Source organism: Halomonas sp. 5021 (assembly GCF_036663435.1).
Taxonomy (GTDB): Bacteria; Pseudomonadota; Gammaproteobacteria; order Pseudomonadales; family Halomonadaceae; genus Vreelandella; species Vreelandella janggokensis.
The window spans coordinates 19,631-37,675 of sequence record NZ_JAXOVU010000004.1; the positions used below are offsets into that span (position 1 = coordinate 19,631).

The 18,045-nt window shown below is 56.9% G+C and carries 19 protein-coding genes; 13 read left to right on the top strand and 6 right to left on the bottom strand.

The features are described from left to right. Positions 1-8: 8 nt before the first annotated feature. The 5 genes from fliJ to fliF are packed head-to-tail and all read right to left on the bottom strand — an operon-like array spanning position 9 to position 5,372. A complete protein-coding gene (gene fliJ, locus R3F64_RS08645; RefSeq protein WP_199284409.1) occupies positions 9-461 on the bottom strand; it encodes a flagellar export protein FliJ in 453 nt (150 codons plus the stop codon). Beyond that, positions 458-1,843, bottom strand: coding sequence for a flagellar protein export ATPase FliI (gene fliI / locus R3F64_RS08650; RefSeq protein ID WP_199284410.1), 1,386 nt, complete (start codon positions 1,841-1,843; stop codon positions 458-460). The genes fliJ and fliI overlap by 4 nt, the downstream gene beginning before the upstream one ends. Before the next feature lie 8 nt (positions 1,844-1,851). Next, on the bottom strand, positions 1,852-2,628 hold the full coding sequence (locus tag R3F64_RS08655; RefSeq protein WP_332610943.1) for a flagellar assembly protein FliH: 777 nt from the start codon (positions 2,626-2,628) through the stop codon (positions 1,852-1,854). Then, the gene (gene fliG, locus R3F64_RS08660; protein ID WP_085917554.1) at positions 2,615-3,622 is read right to left on the bottom strand and encodes a flagellar motor switch protein FliG; all 1,008 of its coding nucleotides are present in this window, start codon (positions 3,620-3,622) and stop codon (positions 2,615-2,617) included. Before fliG ends, R3F64_RS08655 begins: the two co-directional genes overlap by 14 nt. Further along, positions 3,615-5,372, bottom strand: a complete 1,758-nt coding sequence (gene fliF / locus R3F64_RS08665) for a flagellar basal-body MS-ring/collar protein FliF (RefSeq protein ID WP_085917555.1) — start codon at positions 5,370-5,372, stop codon at positions 3,615-3,617. The genes fliG and fliF overlap by 8 nt, the downstream gene beginning before the upstream one ends. 255 nt (positions 5,373-5,627) lie before the next feature. Here fliF and fliE point away from each other — a divergent pair, with 255 nt between their 5' ends. Further along, on the top strand, positions 5,628-5,957 hold the full coding sequence (gene fliE, locus R3F64_RS08670) for a flagellar hook-basal body complex protein FliE (protein WP_066318923.1): 330 nt from the start codon (positions 5,628-5,630) through the stop codon (positions 5,955-5,957). Positions 5,958-6,032: 75 nt separating this feature from the next. Here the strand turns inward: fliE and R3F64_RS08675 are convergent, their stop codons facing one another. After that, the gene (locus tag R3F64_RS08675) at positions 6,033-6,395 is read right to left on the bottom strand and encodes a flagellar protein FlaG (RefSeq protein ID WP_253026293.1); all 363 of its coding nucleotides are present in this window, start codon (positions 6,393-6,395) and stop codon (positions 6,033-6,035) included. 334 nt (positions 6,396-6,729) lie between these two features. Between R3F64_RS08675 and R3F64_RS08680 the strand changes: the two genes are divergently transcribed. From R3F64_RS08680 to R3F64_RS08735, 12 genes are all read left to right on the top strand, one after another. After that, a complete protein-coding gene (locus R3F64_RS08680; RefSeq protein ID WP_085917557.1) occupies positions 6,730-8,421 on the top strand; it encodes an HD domain-containing phosphohydrolase in 1,692 nt (563 codons plus the stop codon). 184 nt (positions 8,422-8,605) lie between these two features. Beyond that, entirely contained in the window at positions 8,606-9,022 is a 417-nt protein-coding gene (gene fliS / locus R3F64_RS08685) for a flagellar export chaperone FliS (protein WP_085917558.1), read from the top strand. Positions 9,023-9,029: 7 nt separating this feature from the next. Continuing rightward, positions 9,030-9,437 carry a flagellar protein FliT gene (locus R3F64_RS08690; protein WP_085917559.1) on the top strand — a complete coding sequence of 136 codons (408 nt, stop codon included), beginning with the start codon at positions 9,030-9,032 and terminating at the stop codon, positions 9,435-9,437. Next, entirely contained in the window at positions 9,434-10,750 is a 1,317-nt protein-coding gene (gene fliK / locus R3F64_RS08695) for a flagellar hook-length control protein FliK (RefSeq protein ID WP_199284414.1), read from the top strand. The genes R3F64_RS08690 and fliK overlap by 4 nt, the downstream gene beginning before the upstream one ends. Further along, the gene (locus R3F64_RS08700) at positions 10,737-11,027 is read left to right on the top strand and encodes an EscU/YscU/HrcU family type III secretion system export apparatus switch protein (protein WP_066318940.1); all 291 of its coding nucleotides are present in this window, start codon (positions 10,737-10,739) and stop codon (positions 11,025-11,027) included. Before fliK ends, R3F64_RS08700 begins: the two co-directional genes overlap by 14 nt. Positions 11,028-11,135: 108 nt before the next feature. Continuing rightward, positions 11,136-11,468 (top strand): flagellar transcriptional regulator FlhD, encoded by a 333-nt coding sequence (gene flhD / locus R3F64_RS08705; protein WP_085917562.1) that lies wholly within the window; start codon positions 11,136-11,138, stop codon positions 11,466-11,468. Then, a complete protein-coding gene (gene flhC / locus R3F64_RS08710) occupies positions 11,465-12,007 on the top strand; it encodes a flagellar transcriptional regulator FlhC (protein WP_199284415.1) in 543 nt (180 codons plus the stop codon). The genes flhD and flhC overlap by 4 nt, the downstream gene beginning before the upstream one ends. 66 nt (positions 12,008-12,073) lie before the next feature. Then, positions 12,074-12,943, top strand: a complete 870-nt coding sequence (gene motA, locus R3F64_RS08715) for a flagellar motor stator protein MotA (RefSeq protein ID WP_199284416.1) — start codon at positions 12,074-12,076, stop codon at positions 12,941-12,943. Further along, the gene (gene motB, locus R3F64_RS08720; RefSeq protein WP_253026289.1) at positions 12,940-13,920 is read left to right on the top strand and encodes a flagellar motor protein MotB; all 981 of its coding nucleotides are present in this window, start codon (positions 12,940-12,942) and stop codon (positions 13,918-13,920) included. Before motA ends, motB begins: the two co-directional genes overlap by 4 nt. 46 nt (positions 13,921-13,966) lie before the next feature. Next, the gene (cheA, locus tag R3F64_RS08725) at positions 13,967-16,087 is read left to right on the top strand and encodes a chemotaxis protein CheA (protein ID WP_332610948.1); all 2,121 of its coding nucleotides are present in this window, start codon (positions 13,967-13,969) and stop codon (positions 16,085-16,087) included. Continuing rightward, positions 16,084-16,581 (top strand): chemotaxis protein CheW, encoded by a 498-nt coding sequence (gene cheW / locus R3F64_RS08730; protein WP_066318954.1) that lies wholly within the window; start codon positions 16,084-16,086, stop codon positions 16,579-16,581. Before cheA ends, cheW begins: the two co-directional genes overlap by 4 nt. A gap of 124 nt (positions 16,582-16,705) precedes the next feature. Further along, positions 16,706-17,977, top strand: coding sequence for a methyl-accepting chemotaxis protein (locus R3F64_RS08735; RefSeq protein WP_253026285.1), 1,272 nt, complete (start codon positions 16,706-16,708; stop codon positions 17,975-17,977). Positions 17,978-18,045 lie beyond the last annotated feature (68 nt).

Here is an 18,045-nt window from a genome sequence, read left to right on the forward strand (position 1 = left end):
CGGCACCGCTACTGCGGCGTCTCATTACGTTGGCGAGCCAAACGGCTAGTCACCAAATCGTCATTGGTTTTCTGTTCATAACGCTCAAGGCGTCGGTGTTCTTCCACTAGCCGTCGTGAGGTCAGTGTATCGTAGGAAGACAGCTTACGCTGCTCTTGTTGCCAATGTTGTTGACGTTTTTCCACGCGTTTTTGCTGTGCCGCCAGCGTATGGCGAGCGCGATCCAATGCAGCATCCAGCGAGCCAAGAAATTGCTGGTAGTTGTACATCGTGGCCGGATCAATTCCTTCGCGCATCGCCTGCTGCAAACGCTCGGCGTACTCTGCGCGATAGCGCTTTAGCGAATTCAATTGAGCGGTTGTCTGTTGTTCCCCCTGTCGCTCCTGGGCGAGGGCAATACCCGCCTGGTCGCGGGCTTCACGGGCTAAATCGGCAAGCATCTCCAGCTGCGTTCGGCTCATGCGGACTCTCCAACCAGGGCATTCAGGGCTTGTCGGGAAGCGTCGATGGTGGCGCTTTCGTTAATATTCTGCTGTAGAAAGTGCTCAAGTTCTGGAAAACGCTTCACCGCCTCATCAAGCTGCGGGTCGTGACCGGGCGAGTAGGCGCCCACGCTAATCAGGTCGCGATTACGCTGATAACGCGAGAAGTACTGCTTGAAAACACGTGACTGACGTTGTTGAGCTTCGTCGGTGATCGCGGTCATGGCGCGGCTGATGGAGGCTTCAATATCGATAGCCGGGTAGTGGCCTGCTTCGGCTAACGTACGCGAAAGGACAATATGACCATCGAGGATCGCCCGAGCGGAATCCGCGATCGGATCCTGTTGATCATCACCCTCGGTCAAGACAGTGTAAAACGCGGTAATCGAGCCGCCGCCCCGTTCCGCATTACCTGCGCGCTCGACCAGGCTAGGCAGCTTGGCAAAGACCGACGGCGGATATCCCTTGGTGGCCGGAGGTTCGCCAATGGCAAGGGCGATCTCGCGCTGGGCCATGGCAAAGCGCGTCAAGGAATCCATGATCAGTAGAACGTCGCGGCCTTCATCGCGAAACCCTTCGGCCAGCCGCGTGGCGTAGGCGGCCCCCTGGAGGCGCTGCAGGGGCGACGTATCAGCCGGTGCGGCAACGACCACGGCGCGGCGACGGCCTTCGGGGCCGAGAATATTGTCGATGAAATCCTGCACCTCTCGGCCACGCTCGCCGATAAGGCCTACGACAATGACATCCGCCTTGGTATAGCGTGCCATCATGCCCAAAAGCACCGATTTGCCGACCCCTGACCCGGCGAAAAGCCCCATGCGCTGACCCCGGCCGACGCTCAGCAGTGCGTTTATCGAGCGAATGCCGACATCGATCTGAGACTCGATGGGCGCCCGGGATAGAGGGTTCAGCGGTGGCGTATCGAGGGTGGCGCGGGCAGTGTCGTCCAGATGCTCACGGTCATCAAGCGGATTGCCATTGCCGTCAAGTACGCGACCCAGCAGCTCCTCGCCGATGGGAAAGCGCCTTGCACTGTGGCCGCTTCCGTCGCTCAGCGGTGATACGCGGGCGCCGGGCATCAGGCCTGAGATTTGCTCAAGAGGCATCAGGTAGAGCTTATCCCCGGCGAACCCGACAACCTCCGCTTCGGCATAAGGTTGGTCAAGATGCGCATCACTTTTCGGTAGTTCGATTTTGCAGGCGCTGCCGACCGCAACGCGAAGCCCGACCACTTCGACGACCATGCCGGTTGCCCGTATGACGCGACCACTGGTGCCCACACGCGGTAAAGAACCAACCCGCTGCGTGGTGCGGCGGATGGCTTTTTGCCAGCGGAATTGGTGAGGACAAGCAGTGGTCATGGCAGCCCCTATGACGACGTCGACGACTTGGGTGGATTGGATTGGCGCTTGCGCTCCTGGGCTTGCACGGCTTGCCAGCGGCTCTCGAAGGTGGCATCGAGCTCGCCTTGAGCGCTGGTCACCCGGCATCCGCCTCGGGCCAGTTGATCATCGGGCTGGAGTTTCCAGTTGGCGGCTTCAAGCTCAACCCCGAGGTGCTCTGCGACAATCGCGTGGTCATCAGGGTTTAGCCACAGCCGCTGTTGGCCGACAAGCGGGGGGTCGGTATGCAGTAGCTCGCGTACCAGTGTCAATATACGCTCGGGCGTTTCATTCAGTGCCTCGGCAGCAAGCTGTTTGCCTGTTGTGGTGGCCAACGCCACCAGATCATGGGCAATGGCGTCGTCAATTTGCGTGAGTGCGTCCGAAAACTGCTTGGCAAGGTTGCCAAGCGGAGTCAAGGTGTCTTTTATTCGCTGAGCGAGTTCCTGCTCGGCCTGCTGGCGGCCTTCCTCAAGGCCTTTTGCAAAGCCCTCTTCATGACCGCGAGCGAGGCCAGCCTGGTAACCGTCAGCTTCGGCTTGCTCGCGTAGTTTGTCGTATTCTGCCTGGCGCGCCTGTTCTTCGCGCCGCTGTGCCTCCTTGGCGGCTTTCTGAGCGGCGTCGATCTTACGCTGGTGGGACGATGCCGACGCTGAGGTCTCATGTTCGCCAGCGCCGGCCGGGCGGAGGAGCTCATCCATCTGCCAGCGCCGCCACTGTTGGTGACGATCGAACTGCGGCGATTGGGTCTCAGACATATTCATCATCTCCTCCTGCCAGGACGATTTCACCCGAATCCGCCAGGCGGCGCACTACCTGAAGAACCGTCTTCTGCTCGGCTTCAACCTGAGACACGCGAATGGGCCCGCGGGCTTCCATGTCCTCGCGGACCAGGTCAGCAGCACGTTGAGACATATTGCGCAGGAACTTGTCCACCAGGGCGTCCTGGGCGCCCTTGAGGGCGATCACCAGCGAATTGGTCTCGACTTCCTGCAGGACCATCTGGATCGCGCGGTTGTCCAGGTCGAGCAAGTTCTCGAACAGGAACATCTCGTCGATAATTTTTTGTGCCAGATCTTCGCTGTGGGAACGTACGGTTTCGATCGCCGTTTCTTCCTGAGACGAATTCATCAGGTTGAGAATTTCCGCTGCCGTTCTTACGCCACCCATTTTGCTGCGCTTGAGGTTCTGGCCATCGAGCATGCTGGAGAGGACCTCGGTCAACTCCTGCAGGGCGGCGGGCTGAACGCCACTGAAGGTGGCGATACGTAATACCACGTCGTTGCGCTGTTTCTCTTCAAACAGTTCAAGCACATCTGACGCCTGGTGACGATCCAGATGGACCAGGATGGTGGCAATGATCTGCGGGTGCTCATCGCGGATGAGCTCGGCGACCATCGAGGCTTCCATCAGGTTGAGCGAGTCGATCCCGGAGGTCTCAGCGCTGCTTTCCAGGATGTCTTCAATCAGGCTGGACGCGCGGTCGCTGCCCAGCGCCTTGGTAAGCACCGAGCGAATATGCTCGCTGGAGTTAAGGTTGAGCGCGACAAACTCTTCCGTCTCTTTATGGAATGCCTCAAGCACCGCTTTCATGTCGTCGTGGGAGACTTGCTGAAGGCGGGTCATTTCCATACTGATTTCCTGGACTTCCGAGGCGTTCATGTACTTGAACACTTCAGCGGCGCTGTCCTCGTCCAGGGCGAGTAACAGGATGGCGCTCTTGCGGGCGCCGCCCATATTGGCAACTACATTACTCATTGGCATTCATCCAGCTGCGCACGATCATCGCTACCATGCGGGGATCCTCTTGCGCCATTTCGCGCAGGTCGTTGAGGTTGTGCTCGTACAGCGATGTCTTGCGCCGGCGTTTCGGCTTTTGGTATGTCTCGTCGGCGTCTTCTTCGTTTTCTACCGACTCATCTTCATCATCCCCAACCCGAGCCTGAACGCCTGCGCCAGGCGTGGCTGTCGACATGACAGGCGATTCGGTATAGCGCTTGATGAGCGGTCTTAGTATCAGCAGGTACAGCAGCAGCGCGGCAAGCGCGACGAGCAGGTAACGGCCCAGCTGCGCTGCCAGCTCAAGAGTCCCCTGACGCTGCCACCACTCGGGCGTTTCACGGGTGTCCTCTTCCATATCGACAAACGGGGTGTTGACCACATCGATTGCGTCACCGCGCGCTTCAGAGAAGCCCATCGACCGGCGCACCAGGCGCTCGATCTGTTGCACTTCCTCGTTCGAGAGAGGCACCTGCTCTGGCTCACCTTCTTCGTTGATGGTTTCACGGTAGTTCACGACAACCGCGGCCGTCAGGCGCTCAACGCGACCCAGCCGGTGTTGAACGTGCTCAATACTGCGGTCAACTTCGTAATTGACGACATCGTCTTGCTGCAGGTTGCGAAGGGCATCTTCAGGGGCTTCTTCGCCGTCTTCGTCACCTTCACCGTCCTCATCAGGCTGATTGATGGGGGAGGGCGCTGTTCCAGGCGGGGTGTTGCTGAGTGCGCCAGGGATGCCGGAGCTCAGTAGGTTTTCACCGTCATACGACAGGCTTAACTGGCGGCTGCGAACGGCGGCTTCGTTAGGCGGTTGATTGGGGCCGTAGCGTTCAGACGTTTCTTCCCGCTGGGAGAAGTCCACCTGAGCGGCTACCTGAGCGCGCACGTTTTCTTCGCCGAGAATCGGTGTGAGGATGTTCTCGATACGCCGCTGATAAGAACGCTCGACCTCAGCCAGATATTCCAGTTGGCTACCATCAAGGTCATTATTGCCGCCGACGTCTGCCGACAGTAAGCGGCCATTTTGGTTGACCACGGAGACATCTTCGGGCGCCAGCTCAGGCACGCTGCTCGATACCATGTGAACAATGGCGCTAACCTGGCCATCGCCAAGTACGCGCCCGGGCAACAGGGTCAGTACCACCGAGGCTTTCGCGGGCTCTCGATCGCGAATAAACACCGAGGGCTTGGCCATCGATAGGTGAACACGAACGCCTTCTACAGGCCCTAATGACTCAATGGAACGGCTTAGCTCACCTTCCAGTCCCCGTTGATAATTGACCTGCTCGGCGAACTGACTGATCCCGAACGCCTGGTTGTCCATGAGTTCCAGGCCAACATTCCCCCCCTGTGGGAGGCCCTGCTCAGCAAGATAGAGGCGCAGAGAGTGCACCTGATCGCCGGGAACCATCAACGCCTGACCGTTGTCGCTGAAGCGATAAGGCACGCCGCGACCATCAAGTTCGGTAATAATGCGGCCGCCGTCCGCCTCATCAAGATTGTTGTACAGCACGCGATAGTCGGGACTGCTTGCCCACATCATCAGGACGGCAATCACGGCAATGGTCGCGGCGCCAGCCACCAGCAGAGCGACAAGCGGATTGCCGCGCAACTGAGACAGCACGCGGTCAGCAAAGGAAGTTTTCGTATTATCATTACCTGCGCCGTCACGAGCTGAGGGCGTGGTAGTGTTCGTCTGACGGCCCGCCGCAGCACCCGCTTCGCTCATGAATCCCTCCCTTGGGACAAGCAAAACAGGTAGCTGCCCAGGCACATCACCATAGAAGGCATAGGCTAAATTCCGTCAATCGCGGTTATCCGCCGAAAAGATGAGGCGTAATTATGATGAACGCCATTATCCGGTGGCTGGGCAACCATAAAGGAACGAAAAGCTTGGCTTTTTGTACGTAATTGTCCGTATGAGCTTTGTCATACTGGTGATAGGCTTCGTACGTTCAGCCATTTTACTGCTTGAGGCGATAACATGAGTACTCCTGCAATACAGGCAACGCTGCAGCAGATGCAGGGGTTGGCCAGCCAGGCGGCAAATCAGCCAATGCAAAGTGGTGCACTTGTCCAGTCGGCAGGGCATGGCAGTTTTGGCGGTGAGCTGCAGGCGTCCATTCAGCGCATCAATCAGCTAAAGCTGGATGCCAACAACAAGGCGAAGGCGTTTCAGGCGGGGGACCCCAACCTCGAATTGGCGGATGTCATGATTGATATGCAGAAGGCGAGTGTTGCCTCTCAGATGGGGTTACAGGTGCGCAATCGCCTGGTGTCAGCCTACCGGGATGTTATGAATATGCAGGTGTAACCCCGTAACGCACTAACTGTTTGTGCTACCTCTGTTGATTGCGGTCTGTTAGTAGCGGGTTTTTGTGTCAGTGGTTCAAGCTTCCAGCGAGATGAACCGGCCGCGCATTTCCTGTAGCTGTTCGGCAATGCGGATAACTTCCTCGGCAGGAATCTGTCGAATAACGTCACCCGAATCACGATCAACCACACGAGTGATGACCCGCGACAAATCTTCGCTGATTTCAAATTCTATCCCCCGCTCTCGCATCACTTCATTAATGCGCTGGATGGGTTCAACGAGCTCCCCGGCAGTGGGTTCAGCCTGCTGGTTCTCGCTCAGCTGGCTTCCGGGGGCAGAAAGGACCTCTAATGCGTCGTCAAGACGCTGGCGCGGCGACAGCATATTCAACTGAGTCGTCTGAGCGAGGTTGATTGCGTCAATGCTGGATGAGTTCATGGTGCGTATTCCCCTGTTTTTTGTACCTGCCCCCAATGGCCAGCGCTGGTTGATAAGTTCTTCTGGCATGAGGCCTTATTGGAGCGACTTTTAGGCTCTTGCATCTAATACTTACGCTATGTTGATCGGCCCTGCTAACGATAACTTTAGTGTCGGCAAAGCAGTATTGGTGGATAAGTTAACTTTGTCACCCTGTTTAGCATAGTCGCGTTTAGGATAGTCGCTAAGCGAAACCTTGCATCGAAGGGTGGCGCATCCTTGTTGTCGTCAGCTTCTGGTATTGTGTAGCGCTTTGCGCATAATCCGCTGAGGCAATGGGAGAGGTAAGGAGAGCATGGTGGCCCTTGAGGAAGAATATGAGCGAGTTGCAAACCCGGTAGCGGTGGCGTCGCTGTTGGATACATTGGTGGAAAGCGGCGGCGCGTCGCTTTGCTTGGAGGGTGATGATAGGCGACCGGAACCGGTCGTGCTGATGGAGCAGCACAAGGGCGAAACCCTGGTATTGGATCTTTCGTCGGTAGATTACCTGCTCGGTCGTCTTCAGCAGGGTGAGGCGTTTTATCTGGTGGGGGAAACGCAAGGTAAGGTGCTGCGCACACCGTTGCTATCGTTGACCGAAACTCGCCGTTCTGGTGGGCGTTTTCTGTGCTGCAGTGATTATCCGTCGTATCTGGACGTACTTCAGCGGCGTGAGGCTTTTCGCGCTGAGCTACGCATTGGCATGCCCGTGGCCGCCAACGTCAGCATGCCAGGCCAGGAGGCTATTCATGGCGAGCTGCGCGACTTATCCCAGCAGGGTTGCCAGTTGGAGCTGCCAATGACGGCAAGCGGCATGCTGTCAACCGCTGAGGGGCCATTGGATATTGCCTTTGAATTTCCCGATGGGACGCACTTTGAGATTCAGGCCTTGGCTCGCCATCAGCGCCCGGACCCGGAGCGAAATTTGCTGCGCGTCGGGTTTTATTTCGGTTCATGCAGTGCCGATCAGGAGCGTCAGGTCTGGTATTTCGTATGTGAAATCGAGCGCGAGTCGGCCCGTTATGCCAAAGAGGATCGTGAGGGGCGCCAGCCATCGCCCTTGTTTACCTCGCCAGCTGGGCGAGTGGGTGCCGGTGAGCATGTCGGGCGACGCGACGTAAAGCGCTATGCCACGCCCATGGCTCGCCGCCTGGTCAAGGTTGCCGCTTTCCTGGATGGGCAAATGCTGTCGCTGCAGCAAGGAAGCGATATCGACTCGCGCCAGCTTTCCTTATACGCCGACCGGTTGATGGGGCTGCATGAAGAGGATCGTGAATCGCTGCTTTTCGCTTGTCGGTGTCTGTCGCCCGAGCCGCTGCTGGTTCGCCATGGTATTGCCGTGGCGGTTCACTTGCTGGATTTGGTAGGCGCTGGTATGCCCCGCGATGTGCGCAAAGCGGTCGTGGCAAGCGGCCTGGTTCATGATCTGGGAAAGGCGCTGGTGCCTCAGGTGTTGTTCAAGGCGGCTCACTTCGAGGCGACGCATCGCCAGGCATTGAGCGAACACGTTTCGCTTGTGTTAGAGCGATTGGAGAGTTGCCAGTGGCTGTCTCAGAGTGTTGCGTCTGCCGTGATCGGCGGTATCAACGAGCGCATGGACGGTAGCGGCTATCCAGACGGTGTGTCGGGAGAATCGTTGAACGAGCTTGCCAAGGCCAGCGCCATTGTGGATGTCGCGGAAGCCCTGCGGCGCGACCGAAGTGATCGTCCCGCGAAAACGGCACAGCAAATTTACCGCCATCTGTTGACCCATTCCCAACAGTTTGACCCACACTGGATCAAGCGTTATGTGGGGCACTTTAAGTCCTTGCCGGTTGGCGCCTTGGTGCGCTTTTCCAGTGAGCAGCTGGCGTGGGTATTGCGTATTGATGAGGAGGGTGATCTCACGGAGGTTCAGCTGGCGACGTCAGCGAATGCACCGATGCGCGATAACCTGGGTGAGACAATACGCGGTAATGTTGTCGAGAAGCTGGGGCGTCCGGTGAGCGAAGTGGCCGTCTCGACATAGCCATGGCGCTGACAGAGGGCTTACAAGCGCCAGACAAAGAAAAACACCTTGAAGCACTAAAGTCGCTTTGGCGCTCGCCGATAATCAATTAAGGCAGGCATTCCCAGCGATATGCTTGATGCTTGCCGGTAATTTGCTTAGTGGCTGGCCGCATCCGGTCGCCACGGGATGAGGAGTAGCACGTATGACGTACTCGCGCGGTGCAGCCGCCTATGGCCGAGGAGCCAATGCGTATGCAAGGGTTGGCGTTGAAAGCGGCGTGATGTCGGCTGATCCCCATCAGCTGATCGTTATGCTTTTTGATGGTGCGCAAGCCGCCATTCGCGCCGCCCGTATCCATATGCAGGCGGGTAACTCGGCTGAGAAAGGGCGGTCCATTTCGAAAGCGCTTGATATCGTCAACAATGGCCTGGCGGCGGCACTTGATCGCGAGCAGGGCGGCGATATTGCAGAGCAACTAGGCGCTTTGTACAACTATATTGCACGCCTGTTGTTGACAGCTAATTTGCGCAATGACGAAGCGAGCTTGGACGAAGCCGAGCGGCTGCTTGAGGATATTGCCTCTGCATGGCGCGAAATTGGCCAACAGCAATCTGCATGAGGCACTAATGGCGGCTTCCACCACGACGCGAGATGACGCGCAACAGACGCTCATTGATACCTATACAGCGCTACTCGACAGCGTTATGTATATGCACGAACTGGCCGATAATGATCAGTGGGCAGAGTTGATCGATCAGCGGACTCACTATGTCCTGCTGGTTGAAAAGTTGCGCGAGCTGGACTCCTCGGTGACGCTCGAGTCTGCTGCGCAGCAGCGTAAAGCAGAGCTGCTGGAAGCGATTCTGGAGCAGGACGTGGAGATCCGTCGGCAGCTTATTGCCCGTCGTGATGAGTTGGGGCGGTTAATCAATGTGTCTCAACGTCAGCGCAATTTACACCGTGCCTATGCGCCACAGCAGGCAGGTGGTAATGAGCTTGGCGGTAATGATGACCAGGCGCCGAGGTCGTCGTGAGTACCATTAATCCGCTGATCGATACCCTGCTTCATCAGGTGCTGGGGCGCCGGGGCGATGTGTCGAACCAGCGGTTAATGGATCAGCCGATTAAACCGGTAGTGCCGGGTGAAGGCCCGCGCGCCCTGATGGGGGATGCGCGGCTGGATGGACGTGACCCTGCTTCTACAGCGCTGCGTGATACAGCACTACGGGATATGAGGGGTTTGCCGTCTCAGCTTGACGGCGGGCGACAGCCTCAGCGAGGTGATGCTCAGGCATTGCCGCCTGGCTCAACTCAGACCCACTTTAGCCCAGCGGCACGCAGTATTGCGGATGTATTGCTTCGCTTTCCCGCGCCACCCACCGTCATGCGTGCCGAAGCGCCGTTGATGAATGCGGCCGAGTCACCATCATCGACACAGTTGGCGGCGCGGCTTGAAGCCAGCGTGCGGGACAGTGGCCTGTTTTACGAGGCACATCTCAAACGCTGGTTTCAAGGTGAGGCCAATCGGCAGCAGCTATTGAGAGAGCCGCAAATGCAGCCTGGTCCGCGCGCCTCGGTACCAACGCCTTTGGCGTCGACAGCGCTGGGTGCAGGTCTGGTGCCGCAAGGTGGTGGGAGTGGAATATCGTCATCCGGTATGGTGCCCGGCGCCACCTCGCCATTGCTGGTAGCGCCACCGCCGCCGGGTAACGCCGCTATCCTACCCAACACATCGTTAATACCTGCAGCCAGTGAATCTGCGGCGGCGCGTGCCCCGGTGGTTAACACACCCGCTACGATTCAGTCGCCGGTGGGCAGTCCAGGAACATTTAACACGGCTGAACTCGCCCCCCATGCGAAAGAGTCGCCACAAGCGAACATTGATGCGCGTTTGGCCCGCGACACCACCCTGGATGTCATGCCCAATCGCCAGCCACGCGAAGTGGTGCATGAAAGTCTGCAAAGCTTGGTGCGTCAACAGCTTGAAATGCTGGTGACACCCACGATCCGGTGGGAAGGTGACGTGTGGGCGGGTATTTTCATGGCGCTGGCGATTAATCTGCCGACACGTGGGCAGCATCAGGAAGACGGCGAAGAGCAGCGGTCGTCTGATGATAGCTGGCAGTCCGATATGCAGCTTGATGTGCCTGGTTTTGGTGCTTTTAGCGTGTCACTGCGACTCTATCGAGGTGTCTTGAACATCGACTTAACCGCCAGTGAAGCGCAAGTGCATCAACGCCTTGAGGCCGGCGTTCCTGCGCTTGAGTCGCGTCTGGAGGCGCTGGATCTGCGCAAGGTTCAGGTGCGTGCACGCTACGTCGAGGAGGCCCCGGATGTCTTCGGATGAATCGCGGCGTCAAGCGGTGGCGTTGGCTTATCAGGATCATGAACGAGCGCCACGGGTAGTGGCCAAGGGCTATGGCGATCTGGCCGAACGCATCATGGCCGAGGCACAGCGTCAGGGCATTTATGTGCATGATGCGCCGGAGCTTGTCGCGCTATTGATGCAACTGGATTTGGATGCAGAGATTCCTGCCAACCTGTATCAGGTGATTGCTGAACTGTTGGTATGGGTATTTGAATTGTCGGAGGCTGGGCTACACAAGCGTGAGAAGGCTGAGTAGCCAATGTAAACGTGGTATGCAACCATGAAGTTTGGGTCAGTATGAAAAAATCACTCATGGCGCCATTACCACCCTAATAGAGGCGTCAGTTTCGTCCGATAGGCCACTATGAGTCAAACCAGCTTTCTCGATGAAATACAAGAAATCAATTTAGCGTACTTGCTGCTCGCACAGCGCTTGTTGAGTGAAGACCGTGAGGCCGCAATGTTCCGTCTGAAAATCGACGGTGAGGTGGCGGATCTTATCCTATCGCTCAATGCTCGGCAGCTGACGAAGCTGTCGCGGACCAACCAGTTGATTTGCCGGTTCGGTCAGGCAAGCGTCGAGCGATTGAAGCAGGTGACAGCCAATCCGCGTGATCAAGGCCTCGCAAGCCTGCATGCGTCACTGCTGCTGGCTGGTGAGGAGTACGAGTCGATGCCGCCGGAGGACAGCACGTGAGTCAAAAAAGCTTGGTAGACGAAATGCACCAGGTGCAGCTCGCTATTGAGCTGATTGAACTTGGGGCAAGGCTGCAGGTATTGGAGACGGAGACAGAGCTAAGTCGCACACGTCTCATCAAGCTGTACAAAGAGGTAAGAGGGATGTCGCCGCCAAAAGGCATGCTGCCGTTTTCAACCGACTGGTTCATTACCTGGCTGCCCAATATCCACTCCTCTTTATTTTACAACATTTATACCAGCTTGGTGGAAGAAGCTGACTGTGAGCGGATTGATGCCTTCGTGAAGGCCTATCGGCTATACGGCGAACAGATTGATGTTGAGGGCGTAGAGCCGGTGTTGGGGCTGACGCGCGCCTGGACGCTGGTACGTTTTTTTGAGAGCGACTTGCTCCAGCTGACGCCGTGTACCCGTTGCGGAGGTCGTTTTGTTGCTCACGCTCATAACCCGATGCACGACTATGTCTGCGGCATTTGCCAACCGCCCTCCCGGGCCGGCAAAACGCGGCAGATGTGTAAATCGGCATCAAACATAACGTGATTTTTTGACGTAACGGGTCGCCGTTGGTTCCGTTATAGACCATTGAAATAGTGAAGGACACTGCCTGTGCTGATCCTCTTAGGTTACATCGTCGTATTACTGTCGGTATTTGGTGGCTACGTGCTGGCGGGGGGCAGCATGGGTCCCCTGTTTCAGCCGCTTGAGTTGTTGATGATCGGAGGTGCCGGGGTAGGGGCTTTTCTTGCTGCCAACAACGGCAAAGCGATCAAGGCCACCTTCAAAATCATGCCCAAGCTGAAGCGCACGAAAAAGTACAACAAAGCCATGTACATGGAGTTGATGGCGCTGCAGTACAAGCTGCTTTCCAAGGTTCGTCGTGAAGGCATGCTGGGGATAGAGCGAGATATCGATAACCCCCAGGAAAGCCCGCTGTTTCAAGAGCACCCTACGGTGTTGGCAGATCCTCATATCATGAACTTCCTTACCGATTATCTGCGCCTGATGGTCAGCGGCGGCATGGAGCCCATGGAGATTGATGAGCTGATGCTGCATGAAATTGAGGCCTTCGAACAGGAAGCTCACATCCCTATCGACGCGATTTCCAAGGTCGGCGATGCGATGCCTGCCTTTGGCATCGTGGCGGCGGTAATGGGCGTGGTGAAAGCGCTGACTTATGCTGATGCCGGCCCAGAGCAGATGGGGGAGATGATCGCCCAAGCGCTGGTGGGTACCTTCCTTGGGATTCTGCTGGGTTACGGGTTTATCAACCCGGTAGCCAGCACGATCGATCGGCAGGCGAAAGAAGCGGAAAAAATGCTCCAGTGTGTTCGCGTGACGCTTCTGGCAAGCCTGCATGGCTATGCCCCTCAGCTGGCGGTGGAATTTGGCAGGAAGGCGCTGCACAGCACTGAGCGTCCTACCTTCAACGAGCTGGAAGACTACGTACGCGACGCGAAAAAGGCTGGTAGTGCATGAGTGCGGCGGGAGATAAGCGGCCGATCATTATTCGGCGCAAGAAAGTCGTGCATGCGCACCACGGTGGCGCATGGAAAATAGCCCTCGCCGATTTCATGACTGCACTGATGGCGCTGTTTCTGGTGCTATGGATACTCAGCGTGTCCAGCGAGGAAGAGCGCCAAGGCGTCGCTGAATATTTCAGTACACCCTTGACGACCGCTATTACCGGTGGTGACCGCTCCGGAAGTACGAGTGCGATTCCTGGCGGCGGCCCTGATCCAACGCACAGCGATGGTGAACGCGCACGCATTGATTTAAAGCAGGCAACGCGGCCTAGCGAGCAGGAGCGACGCTTTTTCATGGATGTCCAGGAGCGTATCGAGCGCGCGATTGAGCTCGATCCTGAACTACGCGAGTTGCGCTCACAGCTGCGTTTTGACCTGACTCGCGAAGGCCTGCGTATTCAGGTGCTGGATACCGAGCAGCGACCCATGTTCGAGTTGGGCAGCGACCAGGTGGCACCCTATATGCGTAATCTGCTGCGAACCATTGCGCCGCTGCTCAATGAGCTGCCCAACGACCTGAGTATCGGGGGGCACACGGATAACGTGCCTTATGCCGGTGGCTATCGAGGCTATAGCAATTGGGAGCTGTCGAATGACCGGGCCAACGCCTCCCGCCGAGAGTTGGTTGCGGGAGGACTTGATCCGGGTCAACTGTTGCGTGTTTCCGGCTATGCAGACCGGGTGCTGCTGCCCGACACTGCACCCGACGACCCGATCAATCGACGCATTGAGTTGATCGTGTTGTTACCCGAAATTGCCGAGGCCATTCGCAATCCGGTGGTGATGGAAACCGATGTTTCCACGGTGCTATCAGAAACTGCGGAAGACGCAATTGGTGTACCTGAAGAGGCGACTCCAGCGGAAAACCCAGAGCAAGCGATAGACCCAGAACAGCCAGACTTAGAACAAGAGACAACGAGCGCCGAATAACGCTGCGCTTGTGCTAACACTTTGACGTGAAGGTAGGGGATGGTGCATGGATATAGCCGATTTTTTTGACACCTTTTTTGAAGAGGCAGAAGAGCTGCTCGCGGATATGGAGCAGCATCTGCTAGAGATTGATGTGGATAATCCTGACAGCGAGCAGCTCGACGCTATTTTTCGTGCCGCACATTCGATTAAAGGTGGCGCAGGCACTTTCGGATTTGGCGTTCTGCAAAACACCACGCACATCATGGAAAATCTTCTGGATTACGCGCGTAAAGGGGAGCTAGCGCTGCGGGCTGACCTCGTTGATACATTTTTAGAGGCCAAAGACATTATGCACGAGCAATTAAATGCCTATCGCAACGAGGAAGAGCCTGACCAGGAAACGTATGAACGAATTTGCCAAACGTTACAGCAGATAGCCCTTGAAGAGATTGGTCAGTCCCTCGAAGCGCCTGCTGAAACAACATCGTCGGCGAGCACTCCGGCGGCGTCAACCGAAGAGGCATCCGCTGACGGTTTGTCTGCAGATGAAGCACCACAGGCGAACAGCACTGGCCAGTTGAAAGTGGCGCTGATCAATGTGGATGACAAGGATCGCCTACTGCTGGTTGAAGAGCTGGAGCAACTAGGCGATATCGAGTCCCAGTCGGGCGACGATAAGCGCTACGAAGTCGTGCTCAGTGGTAGCGTAAGCGCTGACGATATTGAAGCGGTCATGTGCTTTATTATCGAGCCCGACCAAATTGATATCCAGCCGGTTGCAACTGGCGAGGTGAAAGCAGACGCGTCAGCAGGGCAGCCTGAAGCCAAGCCACCCACCGAGCAAGAAACGTCGGCACCAGCAACTGAACAAAAAGCGTCGCCGCCGGCACCTGCCAAGACCGAGGCTGGCGATGGGCAGGCCAAGGGCAAAGCGAAGAAAGCGGCCTCCGAGTCCTCGTCGATACGTGTATCGGTGGACAAGGTCGATCAGATTATCAATCTCGTTGGTGAGCTGATCATCACCCAGTCGATGCTCGATCAAACGGTCAGCGACCTGGGTGAGCAGTCGGGTGTCAACAGTTCGCTGCAAAGCGGCATGAGCCTGTTACAGCGCAATGCCCGGGACCTGCAGGAATCGGTCATGTCGATCCGCATGATTCCCATGGAGTTTGTGTTTAGCCGTTTCCCAAGGGTCGTACGCGATACCGCCGGTAAGCTGGGCAAGGAGATCGAGCTTGTCACCGAAGGCAAATCCACCGAACTGGATAAAAGCCTGGTAGAACGAATTACCGATCCGTTAACCCACCTGGTACGCAACAGCCTTGATCATGGCATTGAAATGCCCGATGTGCGCGAGTCGATCGGCAAACCGCGCACCGGCAAGCTGACCCTGGCTGCCCGCCATCAGGGCGGCAACATCCTGATTGAAGTGCGTGACGACGGCGCTGGCCTTGATCGCGACCGCCTGCTTGCCAAAGCCAAGGAAAACGGCCTGAATGTATCCGACACAATGTCGGATGAAGAGGTTTATCAGCTGATTTTCGCACCGGGTTTCTCCACCGCCAACGAAGTCACCGATGTATCGGGGCGTGGCGTCGGTATGGACGTGGTGAAACGCAACATCCAGGGCATGGGTGGGCGTGTCGAGATCCAATCCAAAAAAGGTGAGGGCACCGTCACGAGTATCGTGTTACCCCTGACACTGGCCATTCTGGACGGCATGTCGATTAAAGTGGGGGGGGAAACCTTTATCCTGCCGCTTTCCACCGTGTTGGAGTCTTTGCAGCCCAATAAAGATGACATGTATGCCATGGCGGGTGACGACGTCGTCCTCAAGGTGCGCGACGAATACCTGCCGGTGATCGCCATTCACGAAGTGATGGACGTCGAAAATGCCATTACCGACCCGACCAAAAGCATTGCGGTGATTGTGCAAGGTGAGGGACGTCGCTATGCCATGCTGGTCGATGAGCTGGTTGGCCAGCAGCAGGTAGTGGTCAAGAACCTGGAAGATAACTACCGCAAAGTGCCTGGCATCTCTGCGGCCACCATTCTTGGCGACGGTAGCGTAGCCCTGATTCTGGATATTTCCGGCTTGCATCGACTGAGCCGGGCAAAAAAAGAGGCTGCAAAACCAGCCAAAACGCAAACCATGTCTTTTTACAAGGAGTCTGAACCGTCATGAGCCAAGCAAACGATAGGGCGGTCCTCGCGACTGAAGCGGATAACAGCGAATTTCTGGTGTTCTCGCTAGGTGACGAAGAGTACGCCATCGATATTCTGAAAGTTCAGGAAATTCGCGGCTACGAGAACGTAACGCGCATTGCCAACGCACCTGACTTCATTAAAGGGGTGACCAACTTGCGCGGCGTGATCGTGCCGATCGTCGACCTGCGCATCAAGTTCCACCTCGAAAATGTCGAGTACGGCGGCCAAACCGTGGTGATCGTTGTCAACGTGGCTGACCGGATTGTGGGTATTGTGGTTGACGGCGTATCCGATGTCATGACGCTGACGCCCGACCAGATCAAGCCTGCCCCCGAGTTTGGCGTCACTCTGTCTTCCGATTTCCTTAGCGGACTCGGCAGCCTTGACGATCGCATGCTGGTGATCGTCGATATCGACAAACTGCTTACCAGCGAAGAGATGGCCTTGGTGGACGGCGCCAGCCAGAGTTAAAGAAAGTTGACGCACAGGGAAGAGTGTCCAGGGATCATGCGGTCAGCGCCCTCACCGCAATGGAGTGAGGGGGCGCTTCTGGCGATAAGGAGTGCGGTAGGTGGGGCAGGTGATACGGCAAGTAATGAATAACATGACCGTCCGGCTGAGTTGGGGACTGGTGCTGGTGACGCTGTCGACGATGGTGCTGGTGGCGTGTGGTATCGGCCTTTATGCTCTCCATCATGGGGCAGATATCGTGCAAAACAGTAGCGATCTAGCCTCCCAGCAGCAGGCGTTTACAGCGTTCGCCGAGCAAATACGCTGGAGTCTCCTAGCCGTGGTGCTGGTGACGCTCACCACGGTAGTGGCAGTGGTTTGGGGGGTGGCAGCGAATGTGCTGCGTCCTTTGGACAATCTGGTGGGTTACTTCGAACGCATGGCAAAAGGCGACTTAAACCAGCAGATTACCGCGCCTGGTAATAACGAAATTGGTCGTCTTTACGTTGCGATGGCCCATATGCAAGCGTCGCTGTCGCAAACGGTGGGTGTCGTCCGTACCAGTGGTGCGTCAATTTTTGAGCGCTCGCAACAGATCGCCAGTGGCAACAACGATCTTTCATCACGCACTGAGCAACAGGCGTCCTCATTGGAGGAAACTGCTTCCAGCATGGAGCAGCTTGCCTCAACCGTTGGCCATAATGCGGATAACGCCCGCCAGGCAAGTCAACTGGCGGAAAATGCCACCCTGACGGCACGGCGCAGCGGCGAAGAAGTTGGCGAGATCGTCGATACCATGCAGGACATCAGCGCCAGCTCGCACCAGGTCGCCGATATCATTACCCTTATTGATAATATCGCCTTCCAGACGAATATTCTGGCGCTAAACGCGTCCGTAGAAGCGGCGCGGGCTGGCGAGCATGGTAGAGGGTTTGCGGTGGTTGCACAGGAAGTTCGCAGTCTCGCCAGCCGAAGCGCCAGTGCGGCTAAGGATATTCGAACCCTGATCGACACCTCGTTGAGCAAAGTCGATGTTGGTACTGAGCGGGTCAATCAGGCCGGTAAGACAATGCAGAACCTGGTGGCCGCCGTGCAGCGGGTCAGCGACATCATGGACGAAATTGCGGCTGCTTCCGAAGAGCAGAGCAATGGTATCGGTCAGGTTAACCAGGCCGTGGCGCAAATGGATCAAGTGGTTCAGCAAAATGCCGAGTTGGTGCAACAAGCCGCCTTCAGTGCGAACGAGTTGGAAGACGAAGCCGGGCGACTGCGCGAAGCCGTTGAACGTTTTCGTGTTGCCGAGTCGCAGACGGCTTCCGCAAGCAAGCCACGCGCAGCCACTTCGCTGCCCGCTCAGTCCCCCCGTCCTGCCGCGCCAGCTTCAGCAGCAACAGCGGATGAATGGGAAGCGTTTTAAACACTAAAGACGTACTGCAAACGCGCTCAAGTCAGCGGGTTTCAAGCCGATAGTATAAAAGCTGGAGT